18 protein-coding genes are annotated in these 18,376 nt (G+C 35.1%); 7 read left to right on the top strand and 11 right to left on the bottom strand.

The features are described from left to right. Window positions 1-48 precede the first annotated feature (48 nt). Genes FW778_RS18705 through FW778_RS18695 form a run of 3 tightly spaced genes read left to right on the top strand, consistent with a single transcriptional unit; the run spans window position 49 to window position 3,372 of the window. Window positions 49-954 carry a class I SAM-dependent methyltransferase gene (locus FW778_RS18705; protein WP_150416381.1) on the top strand — a complete coding sequence of 302 codons (906 nt, stop codon included), beginning with the start codon at window positions 49-51 and terminating at the stop codon, window positions 952-954. Between the two features lie 11 nt (window positions 955-965). Then, a complete protein-coding gene (locus FW778_RS18700) occupies window positions 966-2,381 on the top strand; it encodes a lipopolysaccharide biosynthesis protein (RefSeq protein ID WP_150416380.1) in 1,416 nt (471 codons plus the stop codon). Further along, on the top strand, window positions 2,368-3,372 hold the full coding sequence (locus tag FW778_RS18695) for an ion channel (RefSeq protein ID WP_150416379.1): 1,005 nt from the start codon (window positions 2,368-2,370) through the stop codon (window positions 3,370-3,372). The genes FW778_RS18700 and FW778_RS18695 overlap by 14 nt, the downstream gene beginning before the upstream one ends. Before the next feature lie 51 nt (window positions 3,373-3,423). Here FW778_RS18695 and FW778_RS18690 read toward each other — a convergent pair whose 3' ends face one another. The 5 genes from FW778_RS18690 to FW778_RS18670 all read right to left on the bottom strand — a co-directional run bounded on the left by FW778_RS18690 (window position 3,424) and on the right by FW778_RS18670 (window position 6,574). Continuing rightward, the gene (locus FW778_RS18690; RefSeq protein ID WP_150416378.1) at window positions 3,424-3,723 is read right to left on the bottom strand and encodes a hypothetical protein; all 300 of its coding nucleotides are present in this window, start codon (window positions 3,721-3,723) and stop codon (window positions 3,424-3,426) included. Window positions 3,724-3,835: 112 nt separating this feature from the next. Next, window positions 3,836-4,597, bottom strand: coding sequence for a triose-phosphate isomerase (gene tpiA, locus FW778_RS18685; RefSeq protein WP_150416377.1), 762 nt, complete (start codon window positions 4,595-4,597; stop codon window positions 3,836-3,838). Then, entirely contained in the window at window positions 4,597-5,646 is a 1,050-nt protein-coding gene (locus tag FW778_RS18680) for a putative sugar nucleotidyl transferase (RefSeq protein WP_150416376.1), read from the bottom strand. Before FW778_RS18680 ends, tpiA begins: the two co-directional genes overlap by 1 nt. A gap of 80 nt (window positions 5,647-5,726) precedes the next feature. Next, complete coding sequence (locus FW778_RS18675; protein WP_150416375.1) at window positions 5,727-5,981, bottom strand: type B 50S ribosomal protein L31; 255 nt, start codon at window positions 5,979-5,981, stop codon at window positions 5,727-5,729. A 101-nt stretch (window positions 5,982-6,082) separates the two neighbouring features. Next, window positions 6,083-6,574, bottom strand: a complete 492-nt coding sequence (locus tag FW778_RS18670; protein ID WP_150416374.1) for a YajQ family cyclic di-GMP-binding protein — start codon at window positions 6,572-6,574, stop codon at window positions 6,083-6,085. Window positions 6,575-6,714: 140 nt separating this feature from the next. On the opposite strand from FW778_RS18670, the gene FW778_RS18665 reads away from it, so the two are divergent. Together FW778_RS18665 and FW778_RS18660 are read left to right on the top strand one after the other, a co-directional pair. Further along, on the top strand, window positions 6,715-7,404 hold the full coding sequence (locus tag FW778_RS18665; RefSeq protein ID WP_150416373.1) for a helix-turn-helix transcriptional regulator: 690 nt from the start codon (window positions 6,715-6,717) through the stop codon (window positions 7,402-7,404). 78 nt (window positions 7,405-7,482) lie between these two features. After that, window positions 7,483-7,980, top strand: coding sequence for a DinB family protein (locus tag FW778_RS18660; protein WP_150416372.1), 498 nt, complete (start codon window positions 7,483-7,485; stop codon window positions 7,978-7,980). A 72-nt stretch (window positions 7,981-8,052) separates the two neighbouring features. Here FW778_RS18660 and FW778_RS18655 read toward each other — a convergent pair whose 3' ends face one another. Both FW778_RS18655 and FW778_RS18650 read right to left on the bottom strand, forming a co-directional pair. After that, window positions 8,053-9,168, bottom strand: a complete 1,116-nt coding sequence (locus tag FW778_RS18655) for an AI-2E family transporter (protein WP_150416371.1) — start codon at window positions 9,166-9,168, stop codon at window positions 8,053-8,055. Window positions 9,169-9,333: 165 nt separating this feature from the next. Beyond that, window positions 9,334-10,032, bottom strand: coding sequence for a C40 family peptidase (locus tag FW778_RS18650; protein ID WP_150416370.1), 699 nt, complete (start codon window positions 10,030-10,032; stop codon window positions 9,334-9,336). A gap of 291 nt (window positions 10,033-10,323) precedes the next feature. Here FW778_RS18650 and dnaE point away from each other — a divergent pair, with 291 nt between their 5' ends. Both dnaE and trxA read left to right on the top strand, forming a co-directional pair. Further along, entirely contained in the window at window positions 10,324-13,926 is a 3,603-nt protein-coding gene (gene dnaE / locus FW778_RS18645) for a DNA polymerase III subunit alpha (protein WP_150416369.1), read from the top strand. A gap of 89 nt (window positions 13,927-14,015) precedes the next feature. Beyond that, entirely contained in the window at window positions 14,016-14,333 is a 318-nt protein-coding gene (trxA, locus tag FW778_RS18640; protein WP_150416368.1) for a thioredoxin, read from the top strand. 148 nt (window positions 14,334-14,481) lie between these two features. On the opposite strand, the gene FW778_RS18635 is transcribed toward trxA, so the two are convergent. The 4 genes from FW778_RS18635 to FW778_RS18620 all read right to left on the bottom strand — a co-directional run bounded on the left by FW778_RS18635 (window position 14,482) and on the right by FW778_RS18620 (window position 18,325). Further along, entirely contained in the window at window positions 14,482-15,237 is a 756-nt protein-coding gene (locus FW778_RS18635) for a DUF3575 domain-containing protein (RefSeq protein WP_150416367.1), read from the bottom strand. 103 nt (window positions 15,238-15,340) lie between these two features. Beyond that, entirely contained in the window at window positions 15,341-16,459 is a 1,119-nt protein-coding gene (locus tag FW778_RS18630) for an ABC transporter permease (RefSeq protein ID WP_150416366.1), read from the bottom strand. After that, window positions 16,456-17,562 (bottom strand): ABC transporter permease, encoded by a 1,107-nt coding sequence (locus tag FW778_RS18625; RefSeq protein WP_150416365.1) that lies wholly within the window; start codon window positions 17,560-17,562, stop codon window positions 16,456-16,458. The genes FW778_RS18630 and FW778_RS18625 overlap by 4 nt, the downstream gene beginning before the upstream one ends. Before the next feature lie 16 nt (window positions 17,563-17,578). Continuing rightward, the gene (locus tag FW778_RS18620; RefSeq protein WP_150416364.1) at window positions 17,579-18,325 is read right to left on the bottom strand and encodes an ABC transporter ATP-binding protein; all 747 of its coding nucleotides are present in this window, start codon (window positions 18,323-18,325) and stop codon (window positions 17,579-17,581) included. Between the last annotated feature and the right edge of the window lie 51 nt (window positions 18,326-18,376).

The following is an 18,376-nucleotide window of genomic DNA, read 5'->3' as shown; positions in this document are numbered from 1 at the left end:
AGATTTTTATACCGAAGTACGTTTTATATTGCAAAAAAGGCATACTAAATGAAAGATTTTTTATTAGAAATACTCAGAGATCCCGTAACAGGTAATGCGCTTATTTACGATAAAGAAAAAAAGGTTTTGAATACTGGAAGGGGTGAAAGCCTTTATAAAATTAAAGATGACGTTCCATTGATATTAATAGATGAGCCCATCCCGGCTTCATCTCCATTACATCAAAATGTGAATACGAGTTTTAATTATGCTCATCACTATCAGAAAGACTCGGAAGTATATGATTATTTTAAAAATAATGAGATAAGCGCCACAAAAACAGAAATTGAAAGGTTACATAAGACTATTATAAAAAGCATTCCTGATAATGCAGATTTAATAATAGATGTTGGATGCGGTAATGGATGGTTGGCCGGTTATTTTATAAAAAAAAACCTCAAAGTTATTTCCATGGATATTTCAAGTATAAACCCCGTGAAGGCTTTACGAAAATATCCTGGTGAAAACCACGCAGCCTTAGTTGCCGATGTCTTCCATTTTCCGGTAAAAAATAATTCTATTGATTGCATTGTGGCATCAGAAATTATGGAACACGTGCACGATCCTAAATTATTTGTACAAATACTGGTTGAAAAATTGAAGCCTGGCGGTAAGCTTATTATAACTACGCCTTACAATGAGAAAATTGAATATTACTTATGTGTCCATTGTAATTTGCCCACACCAAAGAATGCACATTTACATTCGTTCAATAAAGATAATATCAAAGATGTTATTGGCAACAACCGTGTTAAATGGAAAACAAAAGCTACCGCAAATAGATTTTTAATAAGAACAAGGTTAAATGTGCTATTCCGTTTTTTGCCGGCCGGCTTGTGGAATATTTTTGATGCATTAATGAACAAAATCATTAATTCCCCAACCAGGTTTATTATTGAAATAGTAAAAGAATAAATTTCTTATAGATGCTGAAAATGGTGGGTAATAAAACAAAACTGCTCGAAAAAAGTTTTTGGCTTCTTGCCGGCCGTGCTTTGCCCGTGATAATTTTAGTGGTTATTACGATACTTTTTTCGAGGAGCTTGAATTATAATGATTACGGCACTTTCCAGAGTGTATGGATGTACACGAACATTATAAATATCATTATCAGTTTCGGATTTTCGTCAATTATACTTTCAACAAATCTTTCATTTTTATTCCAATTCATAAAAAATCACCGGAAAATCATATTCGGCTTTTATGCCATTATATCGATCGGAGGTTTATTCACTTTCTTCATACTTGCGAAAAATTTTAATACTGGTGTTAGGCTTTGGTTGATAGTTTTTATCATAATTCAAAATATAATAACTGTAGCAGAAACTCTATTAATAAAACGCGGAAACGTAAAATTATCGTTTACAATAAACCTCTTTTATGCGCTTTTATTTTTGGGATGCCATTTATATATTCTTTTTTCAAACTACTCTCTTTTAAGTCTTATCATAAGCCTTTGTGTGCTTTCTGTTTTAAAGATTATTGCGATTGTATCAATTCCTGTAAAAAATGAAACCTATGAACATGTTGCAGATGAAAAACATTTTTTAAAACATTGGGCTTACCTCGGTTTCACCGAAATATTGGGCGTGATAGCAAAATGGATTGATAAAGCATTTTTATTATACCTGTTAACAGCTGTCGACTTTGCTGTTTTCTTTAATGGTTCATTTGAAATTCCCTTGTTCGGCTTACTTATAAGCGTGGCAGGCAGCTTCATGCTTATTGAGTTTTCCCGAAACCTGAAATCGGAAAATAAGATCCTTGCACTTTTTAAAGAAAGTTTCAATATGCTTTCGTCAATTGTATTCCCACTGTTTTTTTTTCTTTTCTTTTTTCGCGAGGAAATTTTTGCAATTGTTTTTAAAAACAAATATTCAGCTTCTGTTCCCATCTTTGAAATAAGTGTTTTTATTCTGCCTTTAAGAATAAACAATTACAGTGTTATACTGCAATGCTTTGCGCAAGGCAAGCGGATTATGCTGGGATCGTTGATTGATATTATTCTCGCCTTATTACTAATGATTATTCTATACCCCGTTATGGGAAGCGAGGGTATTGCACTATCCATTGTAATTTCAACTTATTGCCAGGTATTGTATTATTTATGGTATTCATCAAAAGTTTTGCAGGTAAAATTTCTGGAACTTTTTCCGCTTCAAAAACTTCTGGTAAAATTTATAATTTTACTGTCATTGTATTCCCTCATTTTTTTATTAATGAAACAATATTCAATAATGCTCAGATTAACTATTGCAATGTTGATTACTGCTTTGTCAATTACCATAGGAATGTGGAGTTATTTCAAAACGTTTTTCAAAAACAATCATGGCCAGGGCTAATAAAATAAATATAAAAGCAAAACCAGAAATTAATACTGGATTTGGAGTTAATGCTTCCAGCTATGGCGGAAGGTTTGTAAACAAAAATGGCAGGGCAAATATTGAAAAAAATGGTATCAGTTTTTTTGAAAAAATAAGTTGGTATCATACAATGTTGTTGATGCCACGATGGAAATTTTTATCCGTTATTGTTCTTTTCTATGTATTCATCAACGTGCTCTTTGCAACAATGTATTTTCTTATCGGCGTACAAAGCCTTGGAGAAATCCCCTCGCCTTCGACACTCACCAATTTTGCCGAAGCATTTTTTTTTAGTACCCAAACCTTTACTACGGTTGGTTATGGCCGCATTAGTCCCATTGGCTTTTTATCCAGTTCTATTGCAGCATTTGAAGCCCTCTTAGGATTATTAAGTTTTGCACTGGCTACCGGCCTGTTATACGGTAGATTTTCGAAACCTGTTGCGTACCTGCGTTTCAGCCACAACGCTTTAATAGCGCCTTACAAAGATATTAATGCACTTATGTTGCGTGTTGTTCCATTCAAGAATACCAATCTTGTAGACGCAGTTGCCAATGTTACACTTGGAATGACGATTGAAGAAAACGGTATAAAAGTTAACAGGTTCTACCAACTCGATCTTGAATTTAGTACTGTAAATGCACTCACGTTAAGCTGGACAATCGTGCATCCCATCAATGAAAAAAGTCCCCTATACAATTTTACTAAAAGCGATTTTGAAAATATAACAGGTGAAGTATTAGTTTTCATAAAAGCCTTCGACGATATGTTCTCCAATATTGTTGTTTCAAGAACATCTTATGTTTTTGGTGAAATTTATTACGGGGCAAAATTTGAACCTATGTTTGAAAGAGATTTATCCGGCGAAAAAACGGTTATATATATCGACAAATTAAATTCCTTCAAACCCGTATCCTTAAACAATCCTAGCGCCGGAGAAGAAATTCCTATTGATGAGATTGTAATATAAAAAGCATTCCTTTTCGGGAATGCTTTTTCAGAAAGAGCAAGAAGTTACCGCTTATTTAGTAGTGGTTTTTTTAGTAGTCTTTGTCTTGTTTGCTTTATACCTCATGTCTGCTGTACCATCTTTTTTTGTAGGACCGGCATGGGTAGTTGTTTTTGTAACTTTATTTTCTTTGTAACGCATATCGGGAGTGCCATCTTTTTTCAATCCCATTTTTTTTGTGTTCGTTACTTCTTTTGCCTTAACCGTTGTGGTTTTAGCTTGTTTCTTTGCCGTTGTTTTTTGCTGTGCATTTACATTCGTAAAACCTAATGTGGCAGCAAGAAAAAATAAAGCAATCATAATCTGTTTCATAATTGTATTTTTTAAATTTGAAATACAAATTAAGTAATAGGCAAGAAGAATTAAGTAGAAAGGCTCCTGCACGAGGCAGATATTTAAAAATTTTACAATTGTATGATGAGCCTTATTTCAGGCTTTTTATAATGGTAGCAAATTCCGCTACAACCAGGGATGCGCCACCAACCAGGCCGCCATCAACATCCGGTTTTTCAAAAATTTCTTTTGCATTGTTTGCTTTAACGCTTCCTCCATATAAGATGGAAATGCTTGCGGCAATTGCTCCTCCGTATTTTTCTTTAAATATATTGCGGATATGTGCCTGCATTTCTTGTGCTTGCTGCGAAGAAGCCGTTTTGCCAGTACCAATTGCCCAGATAGGCTCATATGCCACAACGAAATTTTCAAGTTGAGCGCTTTCTAAATGAAACAAGCTTTCACGAATTTGCTTTTCAACATATTCGTTCTGGGTTTCATTCTCTCTTATTTGCAGAGGTTCACCGCAACAAAAAATCGGCTTAAGATTATTGGTTAAACATATATCCACTTTTTGTGATAGCATTTTATTATCCTCGCCGAAAATTTCTCTTCTTTCGCTATGGCCAATAATTACATAATCAATCCCGATGGAATTTAACATAACTGTACTTACTTCACCGGTAAAAGCGCCTGAAGATTGCGTATAACAATTTTGTGCCGCAACCTTAAATCCGTTTCGGTTTTTTAATTTTTCTTTGGCCAAAATTAGGTAAGGAAACGGGACAGCAATTACTACCTCACGGTCTGGAATAATCGAAATATTTTCCTTAATAAGTCCATCTATTAAATCAATTGCCTGTTGAAGTGTGCAATTCATTTTCCAGTTTGCTGCAGCAATTTGTTTTCTCATTATTTCTCTTTTGTGTTATAAATTTTTTTTAGTGATACTATTTCCTCTTCAGTTATTTCGAGGCCCTTTAATTTTTTCCAGTTGTTAATATCTGATATGGCTTTTTCAAAAATATATTTTTCATTTCCCCATGTAAAATCATCAATAAACTTTGGCAGCAAATTATTTCCAAAAATATTACAGCTTACGCCTGCCACCGTGCCCGTATTAAATGAAGTATTGATAGCGCAACGGCTGTAATCGCCCATTATTAAACCCCCTTTATATCCTGCATTCAAAAAGTCATTCTTTTGCCGGCTCCACATCTTAACAATTCCGGCGGTATTTTTTAAATTAGAATTACTGGAACCCGCGCCAATATTACACCACGATCCTATTATGGAGTCGCCTAAATATCCATCGTGGGCCTTGTTACTATAGCTCATTAAAAGCGAATTCTTAATTTCGCCGCCTGCGAGGCAATATGGACCGATGGTCGTAGCGCCATAAATTTTGCTTCCCATTTTTAGCCGGCTTCCTTCACATAATGCAAAAGGTCCGCGGATAAGATTTCCTTCTAATATTTCTGCATTTTTGCCAATATATATAGGGCCATCAGTTGCGTTTAATATAGAATAATTTACGTTGGCTCCCTCTTCAACAAAAATATTTTCAGTATGTATTAACTGGTTTGTTGAAGAAATATTTTTTGATTGCCTGTCGCGTGTTATTAATTCAAAATCCTGTTGGATGGCCCAATTATTATATTCAAAAATCTGCCAGGGATAATGCAATATTTTGCAATCATCAGTTGATGGAATTAAAGATTTCTCTTTATTTATCTGTCTTAAAAAATTTGTCGAGGGAATTATGTTTGCCGGTATTTTAATAAACAAGGAAGCATCAGAATCTGCCGGTTGTTGGGAACTTATAAAGACTTTACCTGGCAAAATAAATTGCCATTTTTCCAATATTGTAAGGATGCCGATTCTTATATGCACCATTGATTTTACGGTACCAAAGGGATAAAGACTTTCGTTGAAGGGAAGATCGTCCAGCAAAATATTCATTCGTACAACTTATTAATAACCGGATCGGAAAAATAAAAAATCCCCCAATAAAGGGGGAGTAAAAAATCAAATCAAAATTATTATTTATCTCTTTTTTCGTAGCGTCTTTTAAATTTATCGATACGGCCTGCAGTATCTACCAATACATTTTTACCGGTATAAAAAGGATGCGATGTGTTTGAAATTTCCAGCTTAACAACCGGGTATTCTTTACCATCTTCCCACTGAACAGTCTCTTTTGAAGAAGCTGTAGAACGGCTTAAAAACATGTGGCCATTACTCATATCCTTAAAAACTACAAACTTGTAATTTGATGGATGAATATCTTTTTTCATATTGTTTTGTTTTTAACATGGCTGCCTTTTAGTAAGTCTCCATGTATTTTTTGAGTTTGCAAAGTTAATGAAATAAAAAATACCTGCAAAACTAATAGTCGCTAATTTTTCATATTCACATATTGAAAGGCAAGACCGAGATCCCAACCTTTCGAAGCCTGGATAACCGCCTGTAAATCATCTATTTTTTTAGCAGTTATTCTGATAATGTCATCCATAATTGCCGCCTGAACCTTAATACCGGAATCCTTTATCAGCTTCACAATTTTTTTTGCATCCTCTTGTTTAATGCCATTCCTCACCTGGATTTCCTTCTTAACTACCTTGCCACTTTGATATGGCTCTTTACTAAGATCATAGATTTCAGCCGCCAGCCCCTGTTTCATGCTTTTGCTTATCAGCACATCAATTATCTGGTTTATTTTCATTTCACTCTCACTCTCCAGGTTCAGTTTAAAATCTTTTTTATTAAGATCTATCACGACATGATTTCCTTTAAAATCAAACCGGTTTTTAATTTCTTTTTCAACAGTATTTATAGCATTGTCAAGCGTCTGTAAATCAACTTTACTTACAAGGTCAAAAGATGGCATAAAAAAAATTTAATGATTATAATTGTAAAGATAAAAAATGGTTGGGATAAAGACAGATAGTTATATTAAAATGCAAGTCAGCATTTAGGCCAAAATTCATAACTTCAAAATGAAAACTATTTAGAGAATCAACTTAAAACATGAACAGGATTGACAGGTTATTCGGAATACTAACTTTATTGCAATCGAAAAAATATGTAACTGCCGAAAAGATTGCCGATAAATTTCAAATTAGCGTACGCACGGTTTACCGGGATATTAAAGCACTTGGTGAACAGGGAATTCCGGTTAGCTTCGAGCAACCAAAAGGATATTTTATTGTGGAAGGATATTTTTTACCACCGGTTGCTTTCAATTCTGAAGAAGCCAATGCATTGATGCTTATGGAATCGATTGTATATGGTTTTGCTGATAAATCAATTCAAATACACTATACAAATGCATTGAATAAAATTAAGGCCGTTCTTCGAAATTCACAGAAAGAAAAACTGGAATTTCTTAACAATAATATTAAGCTGCAAATACCACCATGCTTTGTGAATAATTACGAATATTTATCTGTTATTCAAAACACCATTACATCAAAGACTATTTTAGAGTTTGAATATAAAAATAATAACAATGAGTTTAGTAAGCGGCTGGCAGAGCCCATTGGCTTGATATTTTATGCGTTGAACTGGCATTTGATTGCATGGTGCAAAATGAGAAATGATTATCGTGATTTCAGGGTATCAAGAATCTTACGCATAACTAATACCGGAATTCCTTTTAGCAAACTTGACCATATTGAATTGAGTGAATACATGAAATTTGTGCCCGTGAATTATTAATTTTTAAAAAAATAAAAATACACGGCCATAGGGCTGTCACTATCTCATGTTTTCTTTACATAACTAAATTTTATAATTATGCAAATGATTCAAATGTTTCTGAAAGAACTCGATGCAGAGGCAAAAACAACCCGTAAAATGCTGTCAATAATCCCGGATGACAAATACGATTGGCAACCACATCCAAAAAGCATGACCATAAGAAGGCTCGCCACGCATATTGCTGAATTACCCTCGTGGATTACGATGACATTAACTACAAGTGAGCTTGATTTTGCCAGCAATCCGTACACGCCGGAAGTGATAAATAATACTGCTGAATTGCTTAAATATTTTGAGAAAAATCTCGCAGATGGAAGAGCACATCTTGAGGCAGCAACTGAAGAACAGCTTTCAGAAAGCTGGACTCTGCGAAATGGAAAAGATATTTACAGTACCACCCCCAAAAGTGAAGTGTTACGGATGGCGTTCAGCCAGATCATTCATCACCGGGCACAATTAGGAGTATATCTTCGTTTATTGAATATTCCAATACCGGGCAGCTACGGACCAAGCGCAGATGATACGAGCTTCTAGCTTTCGATAAACATCAAAGAAGACTTCACGATTGAGTCTTCTTTGATGTTTTAAATTAATTTATAAAACCATTTATCCGTTGGAGGTAACTTGCTCTGATAAAGATTTTTTGCGTCTCTTTCTAAGGTTCCACAATTGCCCTTTGTGATAAACGGGAACTTCATCACCCAAAATTTTTCCCCAAGGTTTTAATTCATCTACCCTGTCAAAAATAATTTTAAGTACTGCTATAAAAGGTATTGATAAAAACATACCTGATAATCCCCAAACGGCACCGCCAAGCAAGACAATCACTAACGATACCAAAGCGTTAATTTTTACTTTGGACGAAACGATACGTGGTACTAAGATGTTATTGTCAATAAACTGTATTAACAAGTATGCTATCAAGATTTCTATTTGGGTTGAATAACCCTCTTTGGTTATAGTTGCAATAATTATTGGAAGTGCTATCGCAATTAATCCGCCGATGTAGGGAAGAACATTTAAAATGGCCCCGATAACACCCAGCAAAATAGCATATTGTACGCCAAGTATAAGAAGTGCGCCAGAGTTTAATGCAGCTACAACAATAGCTTCCAGCAGCAAACCAATCATATAACTTTGAATAGCGCTCTTTGTTTGCTTTAACACAACACCAACCTTGGTTGAATTTCTTTCAGCAAAAACTTCGTAAAGAAAATTTAGAATAAGCGTTTTATAAAATAGTATAAGAAAAATATAAACAGGCAGTAATACAATTACACTTAAAGTACCTAATACTGTTCCCAGGGTTTGTGTAATTAATGGTTTTAAATTATCGCCAGCCTGGGCTAGGAGTTCCTTTTGTTTCGCTAGCGAAAGCGAATAATGTTGCTGAAACCACAATTGCAGATTCCTGAAAAGCTCAGAAAATTTTAATTCCAACGCAGACATATTAGAGGATAATTTTGCCACCTGCGACGAAACGAAAAACATTAGACCCGCCACAAAAAGGAGAGCAACAACCAGTGCAATAACTATTGAAATTACTTTTGGAATCTTCTTTTGTTGAAGTTTATTTACCAGTGGATTTAAAAGTATTGCGATCATCATCGCAAATGCCAAAGGGATCAATATGCTCTTGAGGACAAACAGCATATATACGAATAGCATAATGCCGAACAAAGTAACTGTCGATCTAAAATAGAAAGGGTATTTTTTTTCCATAAATTGGTTAACGCAAATCCCATGCTATAATAAAAGTTATTTAACTCATTTAGATATTAAGTGAGTAAATAACTTAAATAAAATGATGATTTGTTTGTAGTTGCCTAAATAAAAAAGGAGAACATATCATTCTCCTTTAGATAAAGTTATATGGGTATTATTTGATTAATCTTCTTCTACCCTTCCTCCACAAATGAATCGTTTTGCATAATATCCATCGTCCAGGCTGCTAATAGTAACTCCCTGGCTGGATGAGGCATGTACAAAATAATCGTTAAAAAGATAAAGACCTACATGAGATACTCCTCCGTGAGTATTAAAGAAAACAAGATCACCTTCCTTCAATTCGTCTTTCTTAATATGTTGAGTGGCCTTATATTGCTGACGTGCAGTACGTGGTACTATAAATCCATAAACAGCCAATAATAAACTGCTGGTTAATGCACTGCAATCAATTCCCTTTTTGGATGTGCCTCCCATACGATAACGGGTTCCAAACCAGTCGTCAATAAAACCAAATAAAGAAAGATTTTTCAGTGATTCAACGTCAACATTCAACATCATCGCGTATTTAAATTGGAGGCTGCTAAGTTTTTCAATTAACGAACCTGATCCAACTGACTTAGTTAAAGGATCACTTTTAACTACAACCGGGGCGTTCTCAACTTTTATACTTTTAGTTCCACCACTTTCGGTAGTTTGCAAAATACCCTCAGGGGTAAAAGAAATACCATCGATAAAATTTGAAGAAGAATTTTCGCTGCCTGCTGTAACCTTTATACTATTAACACTGGTTTGAGCAACGGATAATTGAACATAGCCCGATAATAACAGGGTAATAAATAAAACGAATAGTTTGTTCATTGGCTTGGCTAGGGGTTTTCTATTACAAAAAAAATTACCATACACAATTACAGGGTATTAAATTTCCTTAAAATGTGTAACGTAGATTTTTATACAAACGAAATTTTTGATTAATTATTTCACAAGCATGGCGAAGATAGGGTTCTCATTATAAAAATGCAAAAAAAATATCTTAGTTTTTAACATCGCAATTTTTTAACAATACTTAACTTTTACAGGCTTGTGGGTAAGTTGAAAAATGACTCCGTTTACTTTTTGCGATATTTGCTTACAAGATTTTCGATATAGCATATGAAGTTTTCTCACCTACACGTACACACGCAGTTTTCTCTGTTGGATGGTGCCGCATCCATAAAAGCATTATATAATAAAGCTGTCGCCGATGGTATGCCTGCACTTGCCATTTCAGATCATGGAAATATGTTTGGCGTTTTTGAATTTGTTAAACATGCGCATACTTTAAAAAATGAAGATGGTTCTTTAAAAGTGAAACCCATCGTTGGATGTGAATTTTATATTACAGAAAACAGGTTCCAAAAACAGTTTACAAAGGAACAGAAAGATCCACGCCATCACCAGATATTATTAGCTAAAAACGATATTGGTTATAAGAACCTGGTTAAGCTTACATCGCTTGGCTATATCGAAGGAATGTATTCAAAATATCCAAGAATTGATAAAGAACTCATCCATAAATATCATGAAGGGCTTATTGCAACAACGTGTTGCCTTGGAGCCTTGGTACCACAGATGATTTTAAAGAAGGGTGAAGCAGAAGCAGAGAATGAATTTAAATGGTGGCTGAATATTTTTCAAAAAGATTATTACGTAGAACTGCAACGGCATGGTATACCTGAACAGGATAAAGTAAATAAGGTTTTATTAAAATTTGCAAAAAAATATAACGTAAATGTTATTGCCAGTAACGATTCGCATTATGTAGATGAAAAAGATTTTAATGCGCACGATATTTTATTATGCATTAACACAGGCGAAAAACAAGCGACTCCTGCGATTAGAGAATTTACAGATGATGATGTAACGATCAAAAATAAACGCTTTGCTTTTCCGAATAACCAGTTTTTTCTGAAGAATACTTCGGAGATGCAAAAAGCATTTGAGGACTTACCACAGGCACTGGACAATACTAATGAGATTATAGATAAAATTGAAGTGCTCGATTTAAAAAGAGATATTCTTTTACCACACTTTACAGTACCAAAGGAATTCGCTACACAGGAAGCATACTTAGAGCACTTGACGTGGACAGGCGCTAAAGAAAGATATAAAATTATAACTCCGGAAATTGAAGAGCGCATCAACTTTGAATTGTTTACCATAAAAACCATGGGATTTGCCGGTTACTTTTTGATAGTAAGCGATTTTATTGTAGCGGGAAAGAACATGGGCGTATTTGTTGGCCCCGGGAGAGGCTCTGCTGCCGGTTCTGTAGTTGCTTATTGCATAGGCATCACTAACATCGATCCTGTAAAATATAAATTGCTTTTTGAAAGATTCTTAAATCCTGATCGCAAATCCATGCCGGATATTGATACGGATTTTGATGATGAAGGGAGACAAAAGGTTTTAAATTATGTGGTTGATAAATATGGCAAAAACCAGGTTGCACAAATTATTACTTATGGCACGATGGCTGCTAAAATGAGCATAAAAGATGTGGCAAGAGTTATGGATTTGCCATTGGCAGAAAGTAATGCATTGGCAAAACTAGTTCCTGACCGGCCGGGCACTTCTTTAAGAAAAGTTTTGAAAGCGCCGCTTACCGGCCCCAAATCATTAAGTGAAGAAGGCGTAGGCGCAGATGATATTGACAATATAAAGAAGCTTCGTGACATATATAACGGTGAGGACATGCGCAGTAAAGTTTTGCATGAGGCTGAAATACTGGAAGGCTCTGTAAGAAATACAGGAATTCATGCATCAGCAATTATTATTGCACCGCGTGATCTCATGGAATTAATTCCGGTTGCTTCTTCAAAAGATTCTGATTTATGGTTAACCCAAATTGATGGAAGCAACATTGAAAGTGCAGGTGTTTTAAAAATGGACTTTCTCGGCTTAAAAACATTAAGTATTTTAAAAACCGCATTACAATTAATTAACCAGAACCACGGAGTAACTATTGACCTTGATGCGTTACCCCTCGATGATGAGGAAACATACAAACTTTATCAAAGAGCAGATACCAATGCGACATTTCAATTTGAAAGTGGTGGCATGCAAAAACATCTACGGGATTTAAAGCCAGATAAATTTGATGATCTCATTGCAATGAATGCCCTGTTCAGACCGGGTCCTATGGCTTATATTCCCGATTATATAGAACGTAAACATGAAAGGCAGGAAATCCATTACGATCTTCCGGAAATGGAAGAGATTTTAAAAGATACTTATGGCATTACCGTTTACCAGGAACAGGTAATGTTATTGTCTCAAAAAATTGCAGGATTCAGTAAGGGCGATGCAGATATGTTAAGGAAAGCAATGGGTAAAAAACAGCGTTCCGTACTGGATAAAATGAAGGAGCAATTTATTGAAGGTGCTAAAAAAAATAATCACCCGGTAAATAAATTAGAAAAGATTTGGACAGATTGGGAATCCTTTGCTCAATATGCATTTAATAAATCACATTCCACCTGCTATGCGTTCGTTGCCTATCAAACTGCCTATTTAAAAGCGCATTATCCAAGTGAGTACATGGCCGCGGTGCTTAACCACGCTGGCTCTATTGAAAAAATTACTTTCTATATGGAAGAGTGCAAGAGAATGGGCTTAACTGTTCTCGGTCCGGATATAAATGAGTCACAAAAAGGTTTCGCTGTAAATAAAAAAGGCGAAATACGTTTCGGATTTAGCGGAATGAAAGGCGTAGGCGAAGCAGCATTTGAAAATATTATTGAAGAGCGCAAAAAGGGCGGAGCATTTTCTTCTATTTATAATCTCATCAAAAGAGTTAACCAAAGAACGGTAAATAAAAAATCACTTGAAAGCCTTGCTTATGCAGGTGCTTTTGATTGTTTCAAAAGTATTCACAGGGCGCAATATTTTTTCGTAGCGCCCGGTGATGCAATAAATGGACTGGAAAAAATTATTCGTTTTGGAAATCAGTACCAAGCACAGCTTTCAAGCAGCACGAATACACTTTTCGGAGATCTTCAAATGGAAGAAGTAAAGCCGCCGCCCATGGCGGAATGTGAACCATGGCCTCTTATTAAATTACTCGATTTTGAAAAAGAAGTAACCGGTATGTTTATGAGCGGTCACCCGCTTGATAATTTTTCTTTTCAGATGAAATATTATGGACTTACACCCATTGCCGAATTTAATGAGTTTAAAGAGGCAGTAAATCTTCATCCAAATCCCGGCAGAAGTTTCAGGATTGCAGGCCTTGTTGCGGAAGCGCAACACCGGATTGCAAAGTCTGGCAATAAGTACGGCGTTTTTTATATTGAAGATTATTCAGGTAAAATGGAACTGATGCTTTTTAGTGATGACTACGTAAAATTCAGCAATTACCTTGAAGCAGGAATGGTGATATTTTTAACCGGCACTTTCAGGCAGCGTTATAATAAATCAGAATTTGAATTTAAGGTTAACCAGATTTCTTTATTAGAATCATTAATGAAATCATGTACAAAAAAGCTGTACATAGAGGCACATCCTAAAGACATTTCGCAGGAATTTATTGAGTTTATTAGCAAAAATGTTAATCATTTTCCGGGGAAATCATCCTTGAAATTTTGCATTAATGACCCCAACTCAAAGCTTAAATTTGGCATGTACACGCTTGAAAATGGTTTTGAAATGAATGACGAAATGGCCATGTACCTGCAACAAAAGCCTGAACTTGACGTTCAGGTAGAATTAACATAATGTGGATATGCCAAAACATCATTTTATGGATATTGGATGTAATTTTGTAATCACTTAGTAACAAATTAATAAAAAATAAAAATTTAATTATGGCAGTAGAATATACAGATGCGAACTTTAAAGAAAAAGTTCTTGATTCAGAAAAACTTACAATGGTAGACTTTTGGGCAGAATGGTGTGGTCCTTGTCGTGCAATTGGGCCTGTTGTAGAGGAACTTTCCAAAGAATATAACGGTTCGGTAAATATTGGTAAAGTTAACGTTGATCAAAATCCTCAGTTAAGTATTAATTATGGAATTACCAGCATCCCCGCTATAATTTTTGTAAAAGGCGGAAAAGTGGTTGACAAATTAGTAGGCGCTCAGCCAAAATCAAATTTTGTAAAAAAGATAGAAGCTTTAAAATAAAATTTTCAATTTCACTAATAGCCCGGTTTTAAAAGAACCGGGTTTTTTTATTCAGATTATTTCAAATCAAAAATTGCAAACAATATATTTTAGAACACGACTAATTAAATGAATTATTATGTACTTCGATCGAAAAATTATAATCTTTTTAAAACCGAAAGCCAATACACAAGCCTGACCTCACACCGGCCCAAGGTCCACTAAAGTTAACCGTTGCACCATTAGCGTCCACACTGTTGGTTGTTTTAACAATAGGAATATCAAGGCCATCCAGATCTGATTTAAGACCGGATTGCTCAGATGATGAAAGAGATTTTTTGCCACTGATGCTTCCGTTAGAAGAACCGTAATGCGGGCCAAAAATCCACCAGTCAAGATAGATTGATTTCCCCAGTTTCCATTGGGCGCCAAACATCATACCGCCTGTTATAGTATTTACACTACCAGCAAGAGGAATTGTTTTGTTAACGCCGCTATCAGTATAATTATAGGGAAGATTTGCTGTATAATGAGCATAACTGAAAAAGGGTGCAATATAAAAACCATGGTAGGCTCCTTTATGTCCCATGTAAAACCTTATTTGCGGCATTAATGCAAAATTTCCGGTTTTAAAATTATCCAATTGATCTTTGGTCGTCTGGTCACTTATTGCATTCCGAAAACTACTTTCAAAAGGCAAACCACTTTTCGGCATCGTCCTTACATCAATTGCCACTGTTGTCTTTTTACTAATTTCTCTCTCATATTGAAGAGTTATATTTTTTAAGGCAAGTGCAAATAAATTTATTTTGACCATGTTTTTATGGCCGGCCGCCGCCGTTTTTTTGGTTATATTATCGTCCTGGGCATTTATTAATTGAGTTGTAACAAGTAAGACAGCGAGGAGCAAAATTATTTTTTTCATAAAAAGAATTAATGAGCAATGAAATTAATCCTCTACTAACGGCGAGATAAAAATAATGTTGTAAAGTGCGATATATATTTCACACACGTAGCATTTTGTTTTATTAATATCTTTTTCTATAACTTAAAACTGCCCACCCATTTAACACCATTGCAAAACCTAACATAATTAAAAATTGATTTTTTATATCTGCAAAGCCACTCCCTTTTAATACAACCATTCGCATAACTTCTATAAAATAGGTAACAGGGTTTACTTTGGTCATCATTTGTGCCCAGTGAGGCATGCTATCTATTGAAGTATATAATCCGCCTAATAAAACAAAAATCATTATTAAAAAAAATGAAATAAGCATTGCTTGTTGCTGTGTGGACGTATAAGTAGAAATTAATAATCCTAATCCTAATACTGCCAGTAAATACACTGCTGCAAATCCGAAAATTACGAACAGGTTTCCCGCAGAAATGATTCCATAAAAAAGTCTTGAAATGCCAAGGCCGATGCCTAGCACAATTAATCCCAACACCCAAAATGGAATAAGTTTGCCTAAAACAAATTGATATTTTTTTATAGGTGTCACATTAATCTGTTCAATCGTTCCTATCTCTTTTTCCTTTACAATATTTAATGATGCAAGAAATGAACCTACCAACGTAACCAGTATTACCAATATGCCCGGAACCATAAAATATTTATAATTCATCTCCGGGTTATACCAGTCAGAGGAAACAACATTAATATTTAACTCCGGGTTGAAACGGGGAAATTGTATCCACTTAGAGCGGATGTTACCGTTAAAATTACGGATGATGGAAATAAGATAAGCTCCTCCCAGGTTAGCTTTTACACCATTAATTGCATTGACTGCAACAAATAATTTTGACTCATTTTCTTTAATTAAATTTTTTTGGAATGAAGCAGGTATTTCAAGAATAAGATCAGATTTATCTTTTTCTATATCAACCAATGATTGATTATATGAAGAAGTATAATCCTGCAAAATAAAATATCCAGATGCAGTTATTTTTGAAATCAGTTGTCTTGAATAAGGAGAATGGTCGTGATCAATAACAGTGATATTAATATTTTTCATTTCATAATCTGCAGCCCACGGCAACACGAGTAATTGAATAATGGGCATTAAAAAAATAATTCGCAGTATGGAGGTATTCCGAAAAATCTGCCTAAATTCTTTCTGCAATAAAAATCTTAATGACCTCATGCCAGCCTTATTTTAAATTTCTTAATACTCAATACAAGGAAAAAAAGCATCATGCCCGTCAGTACTAGCACTTCTTTCCAGATTAATGAAAAACCTACTCCCTTTATCATTACTGATTTTACAATTGTATAAAACCATTTTGCAGGAACAACATTTGAGATAATGCGCAACGGCAATGGCATATTTTCAATCGGGAACATAAAGCCGCTAAGCATGACCGTTGGTAAAAACAAACCCACGAGTGAAATGAACATAGCCGCTTGCTGAGAGGCCGTAACCGACGATATCAGCAATCCCAATGCAAGGGAAGTAAGCGTAAATAAAATACTCACTGCTATTAATAGAAGCAAGCTTCCATTGATAGGAACACCTAACACAAAAACACTCAGCATCAAGATGCTCATAATATTCACCATTGATAATAATAAATATGGAACAGCTTTGGCAATAACAATTTTCAGCGGTTGTACCGGGGATACCAATAACACTTCCATAGTTCCGGTTTCCTTTTCACGCACAATTGTTATTGCAGTCATCATGGTACACACAAGCATTAACACCATTGCCATAACACCCGGCACAAAACTGTAAGCGCCCATTAGTTGCGGGTTATATAGCATTTGTATTTCGGTATGAATGGTATAAGGAAGTTTTCTATCATCAGTTATTCGATTTTGATAATCCATAATAATTGCTGTAGCATAATTGGCAAGTGTATTTGCAACATTCGGATCAGAAGCATCAGCTATTAGTTGAACCTGTGCTTTATTAAAGTGTTGCAGATCTTCATTAAAGCCTTGGGGGAAAACAATAACCATCTTTATTTTTCCTGTTTTAAATTCTGCATCTATACTTTTATAATCAGTAAGACTTTTTTCTATATCGAAATAGCGGCTGGAATTTATTTGTTGTATAAGAGCAGTGGTAGCAACGTCTTTTGAATTATCGAGCACCGCAATTTTAGAATTTTTTACCTCGTTGGTTAATGCAAATCCGAAAATTATAATTTGTGCAATTGGCATTCCCAAAAGAATAAGCATTGTCCGCGGGTCCCGAAGAATATGATGAAATTCTTTTTTTACAAAGGAGAAAAATTGTTTCATTGTTGGGCCATTATCTTTAGGTATCGCTTCTAAGCGCCTTCCTTGCAAGTTTCAAAAAAACCTCATCCATAGAAGCAGCGTCGCAAGCTTTTTTCAATTGCTGCGGTGTATCCATTGCATCGATGCGGCCATCAACCATTATACATACACGATTACAATATTCAGCTTCATCCATATAGTGCGTAGTAACAAACACCGTAATTCCTGTTGCTGCCGCTTCATAAATCAGGTTCCAAAATTCTCTACGTGTAACGGGATCTACACCTCCTGTCGGTTCATCCAAAAAAACAATTTCGGGTTCATGAAAAATCGCAACCGAAAATGCCAGCTTTTGTTTCCATCCCAACGGCAAAGACTTTACTAACTTATTGGCTTCCTTTTCCAAATGCAGATCTTTAATAACAACACCCGTTTTGTTTTTTATAAATTCATTACTTTTCCCATAAATACCTGCATAGAACCGGATATTTTCTTTTACCGTAAGATCCTCATACAGGGAAAACTTTTGACTCATATAGCCAATATTTTTTTTGATCTTTTCCGTTTGATGATAAACATCGAAACCAGCCACAGTTGCATTTCCCGAGGATGGAATTGACAGGCCACAAAGCATCCGCATCGCCGTCGTTTTACCGGCACCGTTAGCTCCAAGAAAACCGAATATTTCACCTTTCTTTACTTCAAATGAAATGTTATCTACAGCCGTAAAATTTCCAAACTTTTTAGTTAGATGATCAACCGTTATAGCTTTTACATCATTCATTTTTATTTTTTTGTTAAACAAATTATAAACCGGTACCACTGAAACTTCAAT

This window comes from Ginsengibacter hankyongi, from assembly GCF_008710285.1.
GTDB classification, from domain to species: domain Bacteria; phylum Bacteroidota; class Bacteroidia; order Chitinophagales; family Chitinophagaceae; genus Ginsengibacter; species Ginsengibacter hankyongi.
The sequence above is the reverse complement of the archived record's forward strand: the minus strand, read 5'-3'. Positions and strand labels throughout refer to the sequence as shown.

Excerpts from the sequence above, each read along its gene's own strand:
- FW778_RS18705 (WP_150416381.1), top strand. The coding sequence starts at position 49 with ATGAAAGATTTTTTATTAGAAATACTCAGAGATCCCGTAACAGGTAAT.
- FW778_RS18700 (WP_150416380.1), top strand. The coding sequence starts at position 966 with ATGCTGAAAATGGTGGGTAATAAAACAAAACTGCTCGAAAAAAGTTTT.
- FW778_RS18695 (WP_150416379.1), top strand. The coding sequence starts at position 2,368 with ATGGCCAGGGCTAATAAAATAAATATAAAAGCAAAACCAGAAATTAAT.
- FW778_RS18690 (WP_150416378.1), bottom strand. The coding sequence starts at position 3,723 with ATGAAACAGATTATGATTGCTTTATTTTTTCTTGCTGCCACATTAGGT.
- tpiA (WP_150416377.1), bottom strand. The coding sequence starts at position 4,597 with ATGAGAAAACAAATTGCTGCAGCAAACTGGAAAATGAATTGCACACTT.
- FW778_RS18680 (WP_150416376.1), bottom strand. The coding sequence starts at position 5,646 with ATGAATATTTTGCTGGACGATCTTCCCTTCAACGAAAGTCTTTATCCC.
- FW778_RS18675 (WP_150416375.1), bottom strand. The coding sequence starts at position 5,981 with ATGAAAAAAGATATTCATCCATCAAATTACAAGTTTGTAGTTTTTAAG.
- FW778_RS18670 (WP_150416374.1), bottom strand. The coding sequence starts at position 6,574 with ATGCCATCTTTTGACCTTGTAAGTAAAGTTGATTTACAGACGCTTGAC.
- FW778_RS18665 (WP_150416373.1), top strand. The coding sequence starts at position 6,715 with ATGAACAGGATTGACAGGTTATTCGGAATACTAACTTTATTGCAATCG.
- FW778_RS18660 (WP_150416372.1), top strand. The coding sequence starts at position 7,483 with ATGCAAATGATTCAAATGTTTCTGAAAGAACTCGATGCAGAGGCAAAA.
- FW778_RS18655 (WP_150416371.1), bottom strand. The coding sequence starts at position 9,168 with ATGGAAAAAAAATACCCTTTCTATTTTAGATCGACAGTTACTTTGTTC.
- FW778_RS18650 (WP_150416370.1), bottom strand. The coding sequence starts at position 10,032 with ATGAACAAACTATTCGTTTTATTTATTACCCTGTTATTATCGGGCTAT.
- dnaE (WP_150416369.1), top strand. The coding sequence starts at position 10,324 with ATGAAGTTTTCTCACCTACACGTACACACGCAGTTTTCTCTGTTGGAT.
- trxA (WP_150416368.1), top strand. The coding sequence starts at position 14,016 with ATGGCAGTAGAATATACAGATGCGAACTTTAAAGAAAAAGTTCTTGAT.
- FW778_RS18635 (WP_150416367.1), bottom strand. The coding sequence starts at position 15,237 with ATGAAAAAAATAATTTTGCTCCTCGCTGTCTTACTTGTTACAACTCAA.
- FW778_RS18630 (WP_150416366.1), bottom strand. The coding sequence starts at position 16,459 with ATGAGGTCATTAAGATTTTTATTGCAGAAAGAATTTAGGCAGATTTTT.
- FW778_RS18625 (WP_150416365.1), bottom strand. The coding sequence starts at position 17,562 with ATGAAACAATTTTTCTCCTTTGTAAAAAAAGAATTTCATCATATTCTT.
- FW778_RS18620 (WP_150416364.1), bottom strand. The coding sequence starts at position 18,325 with ATGAATGATGTAAAAGCTATAACGGTTGATCATCTAACTAAAAAGTTT.